Raw genomic sequence first — 16,677 nt, 5'->3', positions numbered from 1 at the left:
GAATATCTTGGTAATAGATTGAATTACTCGCACAAATATAAAGGATAGCAATATGGAAATTACAACCCTATGCTACATGGAGAGGGATGGGAAATATCTCATGCTCCACCGTATAAAGAAAAAGAATGACATAAACGAAGGAAAATGGATTGCACCGGGTGGACACTGCGAGAACGGCGAGAGCCCTGATGATTGTGTGAAAAGAGAAGTGCTTGAGGAGACCGGAATCAAGCTGAATTCTTTGAAGTTTAGGGGGATTGTGACGTTCTACTCACGTGCTGTGGCCGGGAACAGAGACGGATTATACGAGCCTTCGGAAGCTGAAAATGGCGATGTAACGGATTACATGTGCCTTTTCACATCCGATGATTTTGAAGGCGACGCAGGAGACTGCAACGAAGGCGTCCTTGAATGGATATCCAAGGACGAACTTGTAAAACTTGATCTCTGGAAGGGTGATCTGATTTTCCTTGATCTGATCAAAGACCCTGCGCAGCCGTTCTTTTCACTAAAGCTCACTTATGAAGGTGATGAGCTTGTTGAGGCTGTTTTGGATGGGAAGCTGCTGAATATATGAAAAAACAGCCTTATTCAATGTGCATACAACTGCGCAATAATATAGGAGCTTAATACAAATTACAGAATCTGCTCCATGCCAACCTTGTAGGGCTGCATTCCAAGTGATTCATAGAATTTCATGGCACTTTCATTGCAGTTCCAGACATTTAGGGTGATATTGTAGTAGCCGGCATCCTTGGCCCAGCCAAGAACATAGTCGTATAAACTTCTTCCGACATGCTGACCGCGGCAGTTTTCATCAACGCATAGATCATCGATATAAAGAGTCTTGATGTCTGTAAGAAGATTGTCATTCGGGTGCTCCTGGTGCACACAGAAGGCGTAGCCCAGCATCACATCATTGTCATCTACCGCAGCGAAAATAGGCCTTGAATCATCCTTCAGGATTACTTTAAGTTCATCGTCGGTATATTTATTATTTTTCTTAAAAAGATCGGGACGTCCCAAATGATGGACAAGATTAACCTGTTTTAAAAGCTCGTGAATCTGTGGAATATCCTTATCAAGTGCTCGTCTGAAATTCATTTTCATTCCTCCCAAGGTACTCGCGATTTTGAAGCATCGAATACCTTTTGTGATATAGTTATAGAAGTTTAAACATTAACAGTATAATTGAAATGGAAAAGATAGTGAATATAAATTACGCAAAAGAACTTGAAAAGAGAATACAGCAGTTCCAGAAGGAAGGACGTTTCCCAAGACTTCTTCTTCATGCCTGCTGCGCTCCGTGTTCATCCTACTGTCTTGAGTATCTTAGACAGTACTTCGATATCACCGTGTTTTTCTACAATCCGAATATCATGAATGAACCAGAGTACAGAAAGCGAGTGGAGGAGGAAAAGCGCCTCATAGCCGAATATAACAAACAGGTTGAAAACGGCGATTTTGAGGGGATGAATTCCGATGAAGGCGCCAGGAAAATCGAAATCATCGAAGGTGACTATATCGTAAGCGATTATCTTGAGGCTGTGAAAGGGCTTGAGAATTGCCCTGAAGGGGGCGAGCGGTGCACCAGATGCTTTGAACTTCGTCTTGAGGAATCCGCTCGGATAGCAAAAGAGCATAGCTTAGAGTTTTTCACAACAACGCTCACAATCTCGCCTTTAAAGGATGCAGCGAGACTAAACCGAATTGGAAATGAGATGGGGGAGAAATATGGTGTCTCGTTTTTGCCTTCTGATTTTAAGAAAAAAGACGGATATAAACGCTCTATAGAACTGTCACATAAATTCGACCTCTACAGGCAGGATTTCTGCGGCTGCGAGTTTTCAAGGCTGGAGCGGGAAAGCCAGGAGCGTGAGAGACAGGAGCAGGGTGAAAATGGAAGAAAACACCTTTGATAAAATCTATGATATTGTGAGGCAAATTCCCAAGGGAAAGGTTGCGACCTACGGACAGATAGCGATGCTTGCAGGAAACAGGCGCTGGAGCAGAGTCGTGGGCTATGCACTTCACGTTAATCCCGATCCCGAGCACATCCCGTGCTACCGCGTCGTGAACCGTGAGGGAAGGGTGTCATCGGCATTTGCATTCGGAGGAGAGAACATTCAGATAAAAATGCTTGAGGCAGACGGAATCGAATTTGTGGATGAGACTCACGTCGATATTGACAGATTCATATGGAAGCCCGGCACACCTGACATTTGAAATTTCAGATATTTGTGTTAGAATTCATTATTATTCATATTAGTTATAAGGAAGGAAGATTATCTTGGAAAAAATCTTAGAGTTAATTTCAAAAGAAGTTTCCGCTGCGTTTGAGGCAGCCGGTTTTGATGCAGAGCTTGGAAAGGTTACTCTTTCCAACAGACCTGACCTCTGTGAATATCAGTGCAACGGAGCTATGGCAGGCGCCAAGAAATATGGCAAAGCACCTTTCATGATTGCGGATGCGGTTGCTGAAAAGCTTCAGGGAAGCGAGATCTTTTCATCTGTAGAATCGGTTAAGCCCGGATTCCTGAATCTCAAGGTTAGCGAGGATTTCGTAAGAGGCTATATTGTGAAAATGCTCCATGAGCATCACTTTGGAATCAAGACTCCTCTTCATGCGCCTAATTTCATGATCGACTACGGCGGACCGAACGTTGCAAAGCCGCTCCATGTAGGACACCTTCGCTCAGCAGTTATCGGAGAGAGCATTAAGAGAATTCTCAAGTACGCAGGCTACAAGGTAACAGGCGATATACACCTCGGTGACTGGGGACTTCAGATGGGTCTCATAATCACAGAGCTTAAGCATCGTCAGCCCGATCTTCCTTATTTTGATAAAAACCACACCGGACAGTATCCGAAGGAAGCACCTTTCACTATCGGTGAGCTTGAGGAGATTTATCCTGCAGCCAGTGCTAAGTCCAAGGAGGACGAGGCTTTCAAGGCTGAGGCAATGGAGGCAACAAAGCTTCTTCAGGACGGCGATAAGGGTTATCGCGCACTTTGGCATCACATCATGAATGTGTCTGTAAATGACCTTAAGAAAAACTATAAGAATCTCAACGTGGATTTCGATCTCTGGAGAGGTGAATCCGACGTTCACGAAGTAATCCCGGGAATGGTTGATTACATGAAGCAGCACGGCTATGCTCATGAGAGCCAGGGAGCACTTGTTGTTGATGTTGCTGAAGAGACAGACACCAAGGAGATTCCGCCCTGCATGATCCTTAAGTCAGACGGAGCTTCACTTTACAATACAACAGACCTTGCTACTATTCAGCAGCGCATGGAGGAGTTCAAACCCGAAGGCCTCATCTACGTGGTAGATAAGCGCCAGGAACTCTACTTTACACAGGTTTTCCGCTGCGCTAGAAAGACTAAGCTTGTTCTTCCCGAGACAGAGCTTCACTTTGTAGGATTCGGTACCATGAACGGCAAGGACGGCAAGCCCTTCAAGACAAGAGAGGGCGGAGTTATGCGTCTTGAGAAGCTTATCGCAGAAATCGATGAGCAGATGTATAACCGCATCAAGGAAGGCAACCAGGAAATCGATGACACCGAGGCAAAAGATACAGCTCACAAGGTAGCTCTTGCAGCCATCAAATACGGAGATCTTTCAAACCAGCCTTCAAAGGATTACATTTTCGATATCGACAAGTTCACATCCTTCGAGGGAGACACCGGTCCGTACATCCTTTACACAATGGTACGTATCAAGTCTATCCTTTCAAAGTATGAGAACGAGGGCGGTAATGTTAGGGAAGCACTCCTTAGAAATGCAGAGTCCGCTGATGAAAAGAACTTGATGCTTCTTCTCACAAGATTTACGGATGCAGTGGAGAGCGCAGCAAGAGATCTCATGCCCAACAGAGTTTGTGCATATATCTACGAGCTGTCAAATGCGCTTAACAGCTTCTACCACTCAACCAAGATCCTCACTGAGCCCGATGAGGAGAAGAAGAGCGGATACATCGCACTCCTTAATGTAACACTTAAAGTGCTCGAGACAGGAATCGATTTACTTGGCTTTAGTGCACCGGATAGGATGTAACTCTGATTATGATTAATCTCAATAAAGAAGAATGTTGTGGCTGCGGGGGATGCTATGTTGCCTGTCCGCGTCAATGTATAACAATGAAAGAAGACAATGAAGGCTTTGTATATCCGTACATAGATAAGAACTTATGTGTAAATTGTCATATTTGTGAAAAATGCTGTCCTTCATTAAATGTAATTTCTAATACTTCTAATAAGAAATGTTATGTTGCTGTTAATAATTCTAATGAGCGAATGTCTAGTTCTTCAGGAGGCATTTTTGTACTACTTGCAAAAAAGATAATCGAAAGTGGCGGTGTAGTTGTCGGTGCGGCTTTTGATGAAAATTGGTTGGTTCATCATATTTTATGCGATAATAATGATAATCTGATCAAATTGATGGGCAGTAAGTATCTTCAGAGTCGAAATTTTGAAGCTTATGCAGCAACAAGAAGACTTCTGGAAGAAAACAGAAAGGTTCTCTATACAGGAACGGCCTGTCAAATAGCAGGATTGAAAGGATATCTGAAGAAAGAGTACGATAATCTTCTTACCGTAGATGTTTTATGTCATGGAGTTCCTTCTCCTGGAGTTTGGAAGAGATACTTAAGTGAATTGAAGCATTTGTATGGTGATGAAATTACAAGTATATCCTTTAGGGATAAGAGTACGGGATGGAATCAGTATTCAATGACAGTTGTTTTTGAGAATGGAGAGACTTATACAAAAAAACATAGTAATGATACATTTATGAATTTGTTTTTAAGTAATTCTATCCTAAGACCTTCATGCCATGTATGTAAATACAAGTCTCTTGACAGACCATCTGACATGACGATTGGAGATGCATGGGGAGTTGAGGACATATTTACGGAATTTAATGATAATAAAGGTTCATCCGTTATTATTGTTCATTCAGAACCTGGGCAAGAATTATATAATTCGATTTCATCATTTGTTTATCAGAAAAGTACAGAGATTGATAGGATACTTCCTGAGACAGCAGATTCACGTAAATCTGTTGGTATGCCAAGGGGAAGAGCATTAGGGTTTTTATATTATAGACTTGGCCGAAAGACGGATACAATTATTAAGGCAACTTATTCCAGGAAAATAACGTATAGAATATTGAGGAAAATAATAAAGAACAAATATTAAACAGACAGTAATTGATTTGATTGGATTCTTTGCTCCTGATAGGTTGTTTTTATAAAAATTGAATGTTGGTCATTTTTTAAGTGGAAACTTAATAGCATCGTGTGAGTTTTAAAGGCTTATATAGCCAAGGCTTCATGGAACCTTAAAGCTGTCAAGTACGAATTATGAACTATTTGCTTCATAATCCGTAGGCTTGGCGGCTTTTTTCTGTTATATACTATGGAACGTGAATTTCATCAAAAGGGAGGCAGTTTTTCTGATGAAGTATATAGCGAATAAAAGAACTTTTTCACTTACATTGGCAATGATCATTTCGATTTCGATTCTTCCGGTTTTCAATAAGTCGCTTACAGTATATGCAAAGACTTCGAACAAAACCATAACAGGTCTTGGAACAGGAGCAATTGAGAATCCTGTAAAAGGCGGCGGAGAGTGGAATTATGTCTACTACGGCCAATATGAAAATAAGAGTGTAAAATACAGGGTGCTTGATACAGATTGCACTGATTTCAGCGACTATGGAAAAATCAGCAAAAACACGATGCTGCTTGACTGTGACAGTGTTCTATATCATTTGATGCCGGGTACTTCCGCAGGGCTGATTGAGGATCTTAATGATCAGGGATTCCTTGATGCCGATGTTTTTACCGGTGCTGAAAAGGATGCTATAGCTTTTAGTAGAAAAGAAAGAAGGTCATCTTCAGACGGAGAAGGCGTTGACGGAGGTTTTGCGCAGCTAAAGGAGACAAAGATATTTGTACTTGATCCCAAAGAGGTAACAAATACAAGCTATGGATATAAGAACCAGGCAGAGGATTTTAATAGAATAAAAAAGAATATTACTACCGGAAGAAAGGATGACTGGTGGCTTCGACTTGGGAAAGAAGGAACAAAATTATTAAATAAAAGACTTTATAGAGTTGATAGTCTTGGAATAATTGGCTCCAGATCGGCGAACGAATCTGAAGGTGTAAGCCCCGCGTTTAACCTTAAAAAAGAATCCATACTCTTTTCATCATTAGTTGCGGGAACAGACAACGAGTATAAACTTACGGTTATCGATCGTGCGATGCAAACTCCGTCTGACATAAGAGGACATGTCGATGGTGATACTGAGGAAATAAGTTTTAAATTCCCTCATACAGAGGATGATGATGAGGTTTCATTTTCGGTGATCCTTTTAAAGAAGAGATACGAAGAAGGGCTGACAATAAGTAATGCTTCCGATTTTGCATATATACCGGTTGACGTTGCAAGCTCAAAGCAGTCCGGAAACGGTAAGGACATAAACAACTATGTGACCGGAACGTTTAATCTCCCTGAGAATTACAATGATTTCAAGTTTGCATATCTGGTATGTGAGAAAATCGGTGGCGATACAGAGACCGATTATGCAAACACTCCGAAGTATTTTGAGTTTAAAGCTGATGAGCATACTCACTCCTGGGAAGCTGAGTACCTTGGCGCAGGTGATGACAACGCTACAATAAAGTGTCTTGACTGCTCTGAAAGTTACACAATATCTATAACTGCAGTAAACAGAGACTATGGCGAGGCACTTAAAGTTGATATTCAAAAGCCCGAGAACCTTCCTGAAGAGATAGAAGTAAGTGATGTCATATACAGAGACAGAGAGGGGAATGAACTAAACGAAACCGATATCCATGAAATTGGCGAGTACACTGCCGCAGCAGTTATAAAATACAAGGATGAGGACGGCAAAGAGCAGCAGAAGGAGATTGCAAATAATTTCAAAATAACGAAGAAGGAACTGCTTCCTACAATGGTGACACTGAGCGAGGATTCTTACATTTACGATGGAGAGGAGAAGACGCCCGAGGTTACTGTAAAGAACGACGATATTGTGCTTGATAAGGATGACTATACCGTTGAATATAAGGATAACGTTGACCCGGGGATTGCCGATGTTATTGTCACTGCAGTGAACCCCAATTATTTTGGGAAAACAGTTAAAACCTTCAGAATAAAGAAGAGCTCCGTATCTGATAAAGAGAAGGAAATATCAGATAAGATTGATGACAAGCTTCATAATGATGATGACAAATCTTCGGATGATAAAAAGAACGATAAGGATGACGCTGAAAAGAAGGCTGAGGATATAGCTGATAAGACAGGCGTTTCCGATATCATTGACAGAATAGAGGAGAAATACAAAAAGGAAGATAGTAAATCTGCTGAAGTATCCTCCGGAAATGCTGTGGTAACAGAAGAAGTAAGCCAGCCGGTGGTTGTAGTAAATACAGCTTATCGTCACAATATTGGAGATAAGGTTATCTGCCAGGGTAATACTTATGAGGTTACCTCGAATGATGATACGGATCTTACAGTGAAATTTTTAAAGGCAAGATCGGCATCATCCGGTAGCATTACAATTCCCTTGTCCATCGTAATTGACGGCAACGAATACAGAGTAACCGAAATAACGGAGAATGCATTTAACGGTAATAAGAGCCTCAAGACGGCTGTTATCGGTGAGAATGTAGAGAAGATTGGTCAGAACGCTTTCTATGGCTGCAAGAAGCTTAAAAACGTGAAAATTAAGACACCGTTCCTTTCAAAGAAAACAGTAGGTAAGAATGCCTTCAAGAAGATCAACAAAAAGGCTAAGGTTCAGGTTCCAAAGAGCAAGCTCAAAGCTTATAAGAAAATTCTTAAAGCAAGTGGTGTTTCAGGAAAATCACAGAAGGTTACAAATAAATAAATTAAAGGCTTCCCTAATTACTGCCTTCCCCTTGGGGGAAGGCAGTAATTAGGGAAGCCTTATTTTTTTATATCGTTACATATTCAGCAAGCAGACTATATGTATTCTTAATTCCATCAATATGAGTTCTCTCATAGCCATGACTTGCTCTGGTGCCGGGACCAATTGCAGCGTGCCTTATATCGAAGCCTGCCACAAGCGCCGGATCAGCGTCTGTTCCATAGTGTGGAGTGAAAATATCGGGGACATAGTCAGCACCGGATTTTCTGCCGGCTTCCTCAAGCTCTTTTATCATGTCAAGATTATAAGGGAATCTACTATCCATGCAGAATACTGAAACCTTGCGCTCAGAGCTGGTCTGTTCAGGTCCGATGCAGGCGATATCCAAAGCAAGGAAATCCTTAACATCGGAAGGAATGCAGGATCCGCCGTGTCCAATCTCTTCATAGAAGGGAATGAAAGCATAAATCTTACGATTTAATTTTATTTTGCCATCTTTAACATCGTGGAGCAGTTCCATAATAAGTGCGACAAGTGCCTTATCATCAATAAAGTGTGATTTGATATAGCCATTGGCATATGTAAATCTGGGTTCAACAGCTACATAATCACCAATTTCTATACCAAGCTTTCTGACATCATCAGCGCTCTTTACATCCTCATCAAGAACTACAAAAGAATTGGTATCAAAGCTTGCAACTTCTTTGTTTAATTCGTCTTCTGTGACGTGAACTGAAGCATTCTTTCTCTGGACGCAGCCGGTTATAACATTTCCGCTTCTTGTATGAATACGAACATTCTCACGCTCGGTATGATATGCGTAGAGACCGCCAACCTTGTATACCTTAATTGTGCCATCATCATTGATGTGGCGAACCATCATGCCGATTGTATCGCCGTGAGCGGTGATGAGGAGCGGATTCCCTTCGCCGCCGATTTCAGCTAAAATGCCGCCCTTGTGAAGGGTGGTGGTTTTGAAGCCGAGCGCCTCGATTTCCTTTATAAGATAATCCTGAAGCTCGTGGTACTGACCTGTGACGGAATCAATAGCCAGCTCCTTTTCAAGCTCTTCAAGATATCGTTTTTCATTTAATTCATAGCTCATAAGATAAACCTTCCTTGTTTTGATAAAATTGTGACTAGTGGTCACTAAGATATAATAGCATAAAAAATAAGACATAGGTCACTGACTTATGTCTTATTCTACATAGCGAGAGGGGGATTCGAACCCTCGACACCGCGGGTATGAACCGCGTGCTCTAGCCAACTGAGCTATCTCGCCATATTCATTTTTTTGTCGTCTCTTGCCGACCGACTAGGATAGTATATCGCTCCCCAAAGGTAATGTCAACAATAATTTTAAATTTTTTTCAAAGAATTTTTGGAGCTCTATAAAGGTAATTATAATACTTTTATATCGCTTTTTTAATAGTGAGTTAATTGACTTTGGATTTTCTCTAAAATACCATAAAGACATGATTAATCTTGTTTCAATTTATTCGTCCAATATAGTTGGACTTTTGGTAATGGCAGTGATCCTGCTCAGCCGTGGATGGCGAATTCAGAACAAGAATTCCGAAAGTCTGATACTTCTTGTGATGATTTTTTCTGTTATATCCGGCTGTATCGTTGATCCACTGGTTTTCTATTTTGATGGAAAGCCTGGGACATTTGTTCGCATTTTTTTGTATATTGGTAATTCGTTCCTGTTTTTCTTAAATGCCGTTATAGGACCGGCATATATAACTATAATTGTCAGACATATCAACGAAAGCCAGTCCTGTAGACAGAGGCTGATTGTATATTCATTGTGTCTAAGTGAGATACTGCTTCTTCTTATAAATATATTTAAACCTCTTGTGTTCCTGATTGATGAAAACAATTGCTATCGAAGGCTCTCTTTTTATGGCGTGTACATAATAGTTGAGGCCTTTTTCCTGCTTTATGGACTGTATGAATACTTTGCGGCGAAGCGGAGAGGTAGGATTCTCAGCTTTTTCCCGACATGGCAGTTCCTTGTTCCCATTGCGGTTGGTATGCTGGTGCAGACGGCATTGTACGGAGTATCTTTGATCTGGCCGTGTGTGGGTGTGTCTGTGTGCTGCATAGCACTGAGCCTTCAAAATGAGAATATCTACCTGGACAAACTGACAGGTGCGTTTAACCGTTTTTATCTTAATGAAATAGTGAATGCAGCAAAAAAACGCGGAGAAAAACTTTCGGCCTTAATGCTTGATATGAACGGATTTAAGCAGATAAACGACAACTATTCTCATACGGAAGGCGACAATGCACTAATTGCTATGGCCGATATTTTGAACCAGGTAGTAATGAATAACGGCGTTGTTATCCGCTTTGCAGGAGACGAGTTTATCGTAATTCTGGATAAAACAGCAACACATTCAATCGCTGATTATAAAGAATTTATTGCTGATGCTATAGAAGATTACAATGACGCGTCAAAAAAACCTTATAAACTGTCTGCGGCCATCGGTGGAGATATCATCGACCTAAGCACCGATGAGAACATCGATCTGATAAGCGAAATTGATAAGCATATGTATGCTGACAAAGAGGAGTACTATAAGAAGAATAACAGGCGTAAGAGGTAGGAAGTATCATTTTCACCGCGATTTGAGGATATTTCCATTTTGTGGTATATTTCAAAGAAGGCAATTACAAGAGAAATGCCAATTAAGGTATTTCTCTTTTATTTTTATATAAAGGATTATCCTTATGTCAGACCAGAATATTGAATTATTCAATCACATACTTGAGAGGGAATTCCAGGGGATTAGCCTCGAAAATCAGATTATGTTACTCATCATAGAAACCTGCATAGTTTTTATTCCAGGCTTGATTTTCTTGATTAAGAAAAAAACCTCGTTTGGAAAATTACTGCATGTTTACCTGCTGGTATTATATCTGGGAGTTATTTTGACCATGACCATTTTCCGTCGTCCCATCGGAACGAGACCAGGGATAGTGCACCTTAATGTGGATACAGGCTTTTCTTTTGGGGGAATAGTCTCCTATTGGAGTGCTGCGTTTAGCACGCTTAACACAATCTTGTTTATTCCCTGGGGAATGATTATTTGTCCGTTTTTCAGTAAAAAAAGCCCCATAACCAGGATTTTAATTACTACAATTATTGGTGCGTTTACCAGCCTTTTCATAGAGATTACACAGCTTCATACTGCTACTGGAATGTTTGAACTTACGGATATTGTAACGAATACGGCAGGAACATTTATCGGTGCGATCGTTGTTGCAGTGCTTTGCACGATATTTAGACCGAGAAAAGGTAAGGAACAGATGGTAAAAAGATTTTTAATTATATTAGGTAGCATATGTAGCATTTTGATTCTTGTTGCAATTGGATATAACTATTGTGACCAGGATGTTTTTATGAGAAAAGATGATGTTACATTCTATAGTAATCTCAATATATTTAATTATTTCAGATTTCGAAAGTCTACATGGGACAGTGGAGAACCACAAGAACTGAGGTGGAAAGCCAAAAACGTATTTTGCAAGGATGGGAAAATGGTTCTCGAGCTATGCAATGAAGAACCAAAACTTACCGGTGGAGAAGTATGTACAAAGAGAACATTTGGATTTGGCTTGTACCAGGTAAGAATGAAACCTATAAAAAATACCGGCGTTGTTTCGGCCTTCTTTACATATGATAAAGTTGGAGATGAGGGAACGGAAATAGATATTGAGTTTCTGGGATATGACACAACAAAGGTTCAGTTCAACTACTATACGAATGGAGTCGGAGGACATGAATACTTATATGATCTTGGGTTTGATGCCTCTGAGGAATTTCATGAGTATGCTTTCAACTGGACCGAAGATTCTATTCAATGGTTTGTCGATGGCGAATTGGCTCACGAAGTGAAAAGTGAAGATATTCCGCAGATGAAAGCAAAAATAATGATGGATGTGTGGGCGGGAGATAAACCGGGGTGGCTAAAAGAATATGATGGGGCCTCTCCGCTTTACGCATATTATGATTGGGTGTCATATAAGGAATTGCAGGAATGAATCATGAGGGTAATGAACTGACCCCCCAAATGTTGGACACTATAATAGATTAACTAAAAAAGTAAAAAAAGAAACCCCAAATGCAATTTAGTGAATATCTATTCGCTAAATTGCTTTTTTATACACAAGGCTATATAATCAAATTACTAAAAAGAATTTCAATATTATCGGAATTATGATATATTGTACTCTGTTGATTTTATATATCACATTTTCAAATGTTAAAACAATATAAAGCGGATAAACAATTTGAATTGCAGAGGAAACCACATAGGAGGTAAAAGTATTGAAAAAAACAAAAATTATCAAATTACTTTACGTGGGGGTGGTATCATTATTTTTGCTAAGTACATGTGGAGATATAATTTATGCTAGCAATAATACAAACGGTATTTACAACCTAAGCAGAGAAGAGATAATTACTGCACAAACAGATAAATACAATTCAAATGATCTAATACGCTGGGATTCTTATTATCAGTCAGAAAAGGATGTTCATGATGGCAATATCCCTGTTTCGCTATTAGATGATCCGGTTTATTGTTCTATGAACCTTCCATCAGAATCAAGAAGTGACTTTATGATTAAGGCAAGGAGAGATAATGGACATATTATCGGTGATACAAAGAATCCGAAGTCACAGAAACTTCTTTCAATGGGAGCAATTTATCTGTCAACAGATAAAAAACTACCCCAAAACTTCTCAGTTTATCTTGGAAAAATCAAATTATTTGCATATTCAAAATCCAAGCAAAATTGGATTACGATTGATAGTCAGCCCTATCCATGTAGCGTATTTCTATATGAGCTTCCTTGGGAGAATCATAAAGCATATAAGCCTGAAAAGGTTACTAAAACAAATTCGTATATAAAAATAGATCTTACAGATAAGGATATGGATAGTAGGGTGATTCATTTTTGGGGAAAATCGGTTCCTCTTGATAAAAATGATTATCTATATTTTGCATGCGCCTATGAATTCTGGGTTAGTAGTTCTGCAAGTGGATTATTTACTGCAACCAGTGGTATTGATATAAAGGATGCGACAGGCGCTAATACAATAGAACAGTTATATAGTTCAAGGGGATTGACATGCGTTACAACTAAAAAAACTCAGTGGGGTCAGACAATTCCAAATTCAGAGTACTTGAAGTGTAATTCATCTATTCTTAATGAACTTTATGAAAGTGATAAGACGGAAATACCAAATAAAAATAGCAATACCAAAAAGGAATACAGCCAAAGTAGTACAGGTGAAAAAAATAATGCCACAAATAAAGAGGACTCAAATGAAAAAAGTAATCAGGATAGTAGTAATAAGGCCACAGAATACAATAAGATAAGCGAGGATACAGAAAAAAAGACTAGTGAAGAACAAGAGTATACTAGTAAAAATTCACCTGATAATAATACCGAAGACAGTGATAAGGGCAACGAGTTAGTTGATGACAATGATACCAGGATAGATGGAAACAATAATGATATTAGCAGTAATGAGACTAGCTCTATTGATGCTATGTCTGCGGTAAGTAATAATACTGATAATACTAAAAAGAAAGCGATAAAACCCAAAACGCCAACAATCAAAAGAATAATTCCGGGCAAACGAGAATTTACAGTAAAATGGAAAAAAAGAGTAAATAACATTAAAGGATATCAGATACAGTACAGCACAGATCAAAATTTCAAGAGGAATGTACAAACTTTAAAGGTAAAAAAATCAAAGATATCAATAACTGTCAAAAAAGTAAATATGAAAACAAAGTATTATATACGAATTCGAGCGTACACAAAATGTGGAAAATGTGTGTTGTATTCTAAATGGAGTAAAAACAAAAGCATAGAGCTTCACTAGTAATTAAATTCATATGTTATAAAATTAGTAATTGATTTTTATTAGAGCCTGAGGTTTTGGAGCAGGCTCTATTTTTATTTGGGATTCACCGTAAATACACAAAATCAGATTGAAAGATGGTATAATTATGAACTGGTGTGGGTAGCTATGAATATTTATATATGAGAAATATGCAGAATAATTACATTATTTTATTTAAATATATACTAAGAAGAGAGGTAGAGGGGCTTACTCCTACCAATCAGTTGACTTTACTGGCAATAGAAGCGGTGATAGTGTTTGTTCCGGGACTAATTTTACTTAAAAAGGGAAAGGTAAGCTTTGGAAGAGTGCTACATATATTTTTACTTTTCGCTTATGCGGGCGTATTGATGTCCCTTACTATTTTAAGGCGTGAACCCGGGTCAAGAGCCGGAATAATGATCCTTAAGCTGAATCTTGGTTTTGGACTGTTTGGAGAAAAAAGGCTTTGGAATAGTATTTTTAGTACGTTGAATATATTATTATTTGTTCCGTGGGGACTTGTAGTGTGCCCTTTTTTTAGAAGTAAGAAGTTTGCTGCAAGAGTTCTCGTTACAACTATTATTGGCGCAGCAACAAGCCTCTTGGTAGAATGTACCCAATTCTATACCGGAACGGGACGATTTGAGATAAATGATCTGGTGACCAACACGATGGGAACCTTTATCGGGGCAGCAATTGCTGCAATTATTTTTAGGAAGAAAAATAATGATAATCATTTTTTTAATGATGTTAATATGATGAGGTAGTGTGATGTGCAAGAGAAAAAACACAATATATTTTTAAATAGATAGGGGGAGTTACTATTGGAGTACCTTTTTTTGTATATTTTTATATTGCTTATTCTTATTCCTGGAATTAAATTTGAACGCGAGGGAATAAACGAGATTGTTTTAATTCAGAAAAATGTAAATAAATTAAGAGGCATATTTGCGATATTAATTATATTTACTCATTGTACTTTAGCTTACGGTAACCTTCCCACTATACTAATGCCGCTTAGGAAAGTGAGTACCTTTTGTGTGGGCTTTTTCTTTTGCCTATCAGGATATGGTTTGGCCTTATCATATGGTTCAAAAAAAGATTATCTGAAGGGCTTTCTTGTCAGAAAAATTTCAAAGATATTTTGCGCAGCGGTTCTTTCCAGAATCGTTACGGAGATTATGCTCCTTATTACAATCGGGGAAAAAATGTCTATAAAAAGTTTATTCAAGGATATGAATTGGTATATATATGCGTTATTGGGGTTATATATTTTATACTATGTGATATATAAGTTTTCTCGAAATAGTCGGACTAAAGCTTTGGGGATATGGTTAGTAGTTATATTTATGACTTCTATTATTATGGAACTATGTAAAATAAGTTCGCTGCCTATTGGAAGAAGTTATTATATAAGTGAATGGGCATTTCCTATTGGAATCACAATTTATGAATACAGAGATAAAATCAAGCATGTTTTTTTGAAATATAATGTCTGGGTGGTAGGGGGGATGTTATTGATGCTTGTACTTACTTTCATAATGTCACTACGAGCAACGGACTATAGTATTATGGATTTGATAAGTCATAATTTGATGCTGATACCTTTTTATTTCTTTGTTATGCTCATATGCAGGTACTTCACTTTTGATAATGGTATATTACGGTTTTTAAGTAAAATCTCATTTGAAATATATTTATATCAATTTGGATTTTTGATTCTGTTTAAAAATCGCTTAAAGTCAATTGGTATTAGTTATTTTTGGTTGACGTTAATACTTACTGTGGTACTGGCATGGATGATAAGGCTAATATCTGGTAAGGTTAGAGATTACGTAAGTATTAGTAGAATGAAATAAATGTGGATTCAAAAACACTTCATTAGTTTTGAATTTTGATTAAAAATACTTGCATTATTTCCATGCAACCATTATTCTACTTTAGTATTTTTTGATATATTTTTGGGAGGATGTTTTTTTTATGAGAACTTATCTTGTGACAGGTGGTGCCGGATTCATCGGTTCCAACTACATACACTATATGTTTAAGAAATACGACAACGAAATCCGCATTATAAATGTGGACGTACTTACCTATGCAGGTAACCTTGAGAACCTCAAGGATGTCGAGGACAGAGATAACTACACATTCGTTAAGGCAAATATCTGCGACAGAGATGCCATCAACAAGATTTTTGAGGAAAATGACATCGACAGAGTTGTTCATTTTGCGGCAGAGAGCCATGTTGATCGCTCAATCGTTAATCCCGAGATCTTCGTTGAGACCAACGTTCTCGGAACAGCTACAATGCTTAACGCTGCAAAGAAGGCGTGGGAGCTTCCGGATGGTTCCTTCAAGGAAGGAAAGAAGTTCCTTCATGTAAGTACCGATGAGGTTTACGGATCACTTCCCGAGGACCCTAATGCATATTTCTATGAGGATACACCTTATGATCCACACAGCCCTTACTCAGCAAGTAAGGCAAGCTCAGATATGCTTGTTAAGGCTTATATGGATACATATAAGTTCCCTGCAAATATAACCAACTGTTCCAACAACTACGGACCGTTCCAGTTCCCGGAGAAGCTTATACCTCTTATGATTCACAATGCTCTTGAGGGTAAGGCACTTCCCGTTTACGGCGACGGTAAGAACGTTCGTGACTGGCTCTATGTTGAGGATCATGCCAAGGCAATCGATATGGTTCAGGAACAGGGCAGACTTTTCGAGACCTATAACATCGGCGGACACAATGAGAAGCAGAACATTGAGATCGTTCAGACCATCATCGATGTACTTCGCGAGTCTCTTGATGATTCAGATCCCAGAAAAGAGAAGCTCACAT

At 38.9% G+C, this 16,677-nt stretch carries 14 protein-coding genes and 1 tRNA gene; 12 read left to right on the top strand and 3 right to left on the bottom strand.

All coding sequences use genetic code 11. The features are described 5' to 3' along the window. The first annotated feature begins 52 nt into the window (after positions 1-52). Complete coding sequence (locus BMW61_RS09760; protein WP_044958454.1) at positions 53-577, top strand: NUDIX hydrolase; 525 nt, start codon at positions 53-55, stop codon at positions 575-577. Between the two features lie 59 nt (positions 578-636). Here BMW61_RS09760 and BMW61_RS09755 read toward each other — a convergent pair whose 3' ends face one another. Beyond that, complete coding sequence (locus tag BMW61_RS09755; RefSeq protein WP_026497704.1) at positions 637-1,104, bottom strand: GNAT family N-acetyltransferase; 468 nt, start codon at positions 1,102-1,104, stop codon at positions 637-639. 92 nt (positions 1,105-1,196) lie between these two features. Here BMW61_RS09755 and BMW61_RS09750 point away from each other — a divergent pair, with 92 nt between their 5' ends. The 5 genes from BMW61_RS09750 to BMW61_RS09730 all read left to right on the top strand — a co-directional run bounded on the left by BMW61_RS09750 (position 1,197) and on the right by BMW61_RS09730 (position 7,924). Then, positions 1,197-1,919 (top strand): epoxyqueuosine reductase QueH, encoded by a 723-nt coding sequence (locus BMW61_RS09750; RefSeq protein WP_091821394.1) that lies wholly within the window; start codon positions 1,197-1,199, stop codon positions 1,917-1,919. After that, entirely contained in the window at positions 1,900-2,226 is a 327-nt protein-coding gene (locus tag BMW61_RS09745; protein ID WP_091821391.1) for an MGMT family protein, read from the top strand. The genes BMW61_RS09750 and BMW61_RS09745 overlap by 20 nt, the downstream gene beginning before the upstream one ends. Before the next feature lie 64 nt (positions 2,227-2,290). Continuing rightward, complete coding sequence (argS, locus tag BMW61_RS09740; protein WP_091821388.1) at positions 2,291-4,060, top strand: arginine--tRNA ligase; 1,770 nt, start codon at positions 2,291-2,293, stop codon at positions 4,058-4,060. An 8-nt stretch (positions 4,061-4,068) separates the two neighbouring features. Further along, entirely contained in the window at positions 4,069-5,202 is a 1,134-nt protein-coding gene (locus BMW61_RS09735) for a Coenzyme F420 hydrogenase/dehydrogenase, beta subunit C-terminal domain (RefSeq protein WP_091821385.1), read from the top strand. Positions 5,203-5,461: 259 nt separating this feature from the next. Next, positions 5,462-7,924, top strand: coding sequence for a leucine-rich repeat protein (locus BMW61_RS09730; RefSeq protein WP_091821382.1), 2,463 nt, complete (start codon positions 5,462-5,464; stop codon positions 7,922-7,924). A 67-nt stretch (positions 7,925-7,991) separates the two neighbouring features. Here the strand turns inward: BMW61_RS09730 and BMW61_RS09725 are convergent, their stop codons facing one another. Next, a complete protein-coding gene (locus BMW61_RS09725; protein WP_175475156.1) occupies positions 7,992-9,029 on the bottom strand; it encodes a M42 family metallopeptidase in 1,038 nt (345 codons plus the stop codon). 103 nt (positions 9,030-9,132) lie between these two features. Then, positions 9,133-9,206 (bottom strand) — tRNA-Met (locus BMW61_RS09720). A 193-nt stretch (positions 9,207-9,399) separates the two neighbouring features. Here BMW61_RS09720 and BMW61_RS09715 point away from each other — a divergent pair. The 6 genes from BMW61_RS09715 to rfbB all read left to right on the top strand — a co-directional run. Continuing rightward, the gene (locus tag BMW61_RS09715) at positions 9,400-10,536 is read left to right on the top strand and encodes a GGDEF domain-containing protein (protein ID WP_091821376.1); all 1,137 of its coding nucleotides are present in this window, start codon (positions 9,400-9,402) and stop codon (positions 10,534-10,536) included. Between the two features lie 124 nt (positions 10,537-10,660). Further along, positions 10,661-11,974, top strand: coding sequence for a VanZ family protein (locus BMW61_RS09710; RefSeq protein WP_091821373.1), 1,314 nt, complete (start codon positions 10,661-10,663; stop codon positions 11,972-11,974). A gap of 286 nt (positions 11,975-12,260) precedes the next feature. Continuing rightward, positions 12,261-13,829 carry a fibronectin type III domain-containing protein gene (locus BMW61_RS09705; RefSeq protein WP_091821371.1) on the top strand — a complete coding sequence of 523 codons (1,569 nt, stop codon included), beginning with the start codon at positions 12,261-12,263 and terminating at the stop codon, positions 13,827-13,829. Between the two features lie 170 nt (positions 13,830-13,999). Further along, on the top strand, positions 14,000-14,599 hold the full coding sequence (locus tag BMW61_RS09700) for a VanZ family protein (RefSeq protein WP_175475154.1): 600 nt from the start codon (positions 14,000-14,002) through the stop codon (positions 14,597-14,599). A 57-nt stretch (positions 14,600-14,656) separates the two neighbouring features. Beyond that, positions 14,657-15,691: an acyltransferase family protein gene (locus BMW61_RS23050; RefSeq protein WP_091821365.1), complete on the top strand. Its 1,035-nt coding sequence runs from the start codon at positions 14,657-14,659 to the stop codon at positions 15,689-15,691. A 121-nt stretch (positions 15,692-15,812) separates the two neighbouring features. Next, the coding region (rfbB, locus tag BMW61_RS09690) for a dTDP-glucose 4,6-dehydratase (protein ID WP_091821362.1) at positions 15,813-16,677 on the top strand (865 nt) is incomplete at its 3' end.

Source organism: Butyrivibrio sp. ob235, assembly GCF_900109475.1.
GTDB lineage: Bacteria > Bacillota > Clostridia > Lachnospirales > Lachnospiraceae > Butyrivibrio.
The sequence above is the reverse complement of the archived record's forward strand: the minus strand, read 5'-3'. Positions and strand labels throughout refer to the sequence as shown.

What these genes read in the sequence shown, in the direction of transcription:
- BMW61_RS09730 (WP_091821382.1), top strand. Translation starts at nt 5,462, where the DNA reads ATGAAGTATATAGCGAATAAAAGAACTTTTTCACTTACATTGGCAATG.
- BMW61_RS09735 (WP_091821385.1), top strand. Translation starts at nt 4,069, where the DNA reads ATGATTAATCTCAATAAAGAAGAATGTTGTGGCTGCGGGGGATGCTAT.
- BMW61_RS09755 (WP_026497704.1), bottom strand. Translation starts at nt 1,104, where the DNA reads ATGAATTTCAGACGAGCACTTGATAAGGATATTCCACAGATTCACGAG.
- BMW61_RS09715 (WP_091821376.1), top strand. Translation starts at nt 9,400, where the DNA reads ATGATTAATCTTGTTTCAATTTATTCGTCCAATATAGTTGGACTTTTG.
- BMW61_RS09700 (WP_175475154.1), top strand. Translation starts at nt 14,000, where the DNA reads ATGCAGAATAATTACATTATTTTATTTAAATATATACTAAGAAGAGAG.
- BMW61_RS09760 (WP_044958454.1), top strand. Translation starts at nt 53, where the DNA reads ATGGAAATTACAACCCTATGCTACATGGAGAGGGATGGGAAATATCTC.
- BMW61_RS09710 (WP_091821373.1), top strand. Translation starts at nt 10,661, where the DNA reads ATGTCAGACCAGAATATTGAATTATTCAATCACATACTTGAGAGGGAA.
- BMW61_RS09750 (WP_091821394.1), top strand. Translation starts at nt 1,197, where the DNA reads ATGGAAAAGATAGTGAATATAAATTACGCAAAAGAACTTGAAAAGAGA.
- BMW61_RS09725 (WP_175475156.1), bottom strand. Translation starts at nt 9,029, where the DNA reads ATGAGCTATGAATTAAATGAAAAACGATATCTTGAAGAGCTTGAAAAG.
- BMW61_RS09745 (WP_091821391.1), top strand. Translation starts at nt 1,900, where the DNA reads ATGGAAGAAAACACCTTTGATAAAATCTATGATATTGTGAGGCAAATT.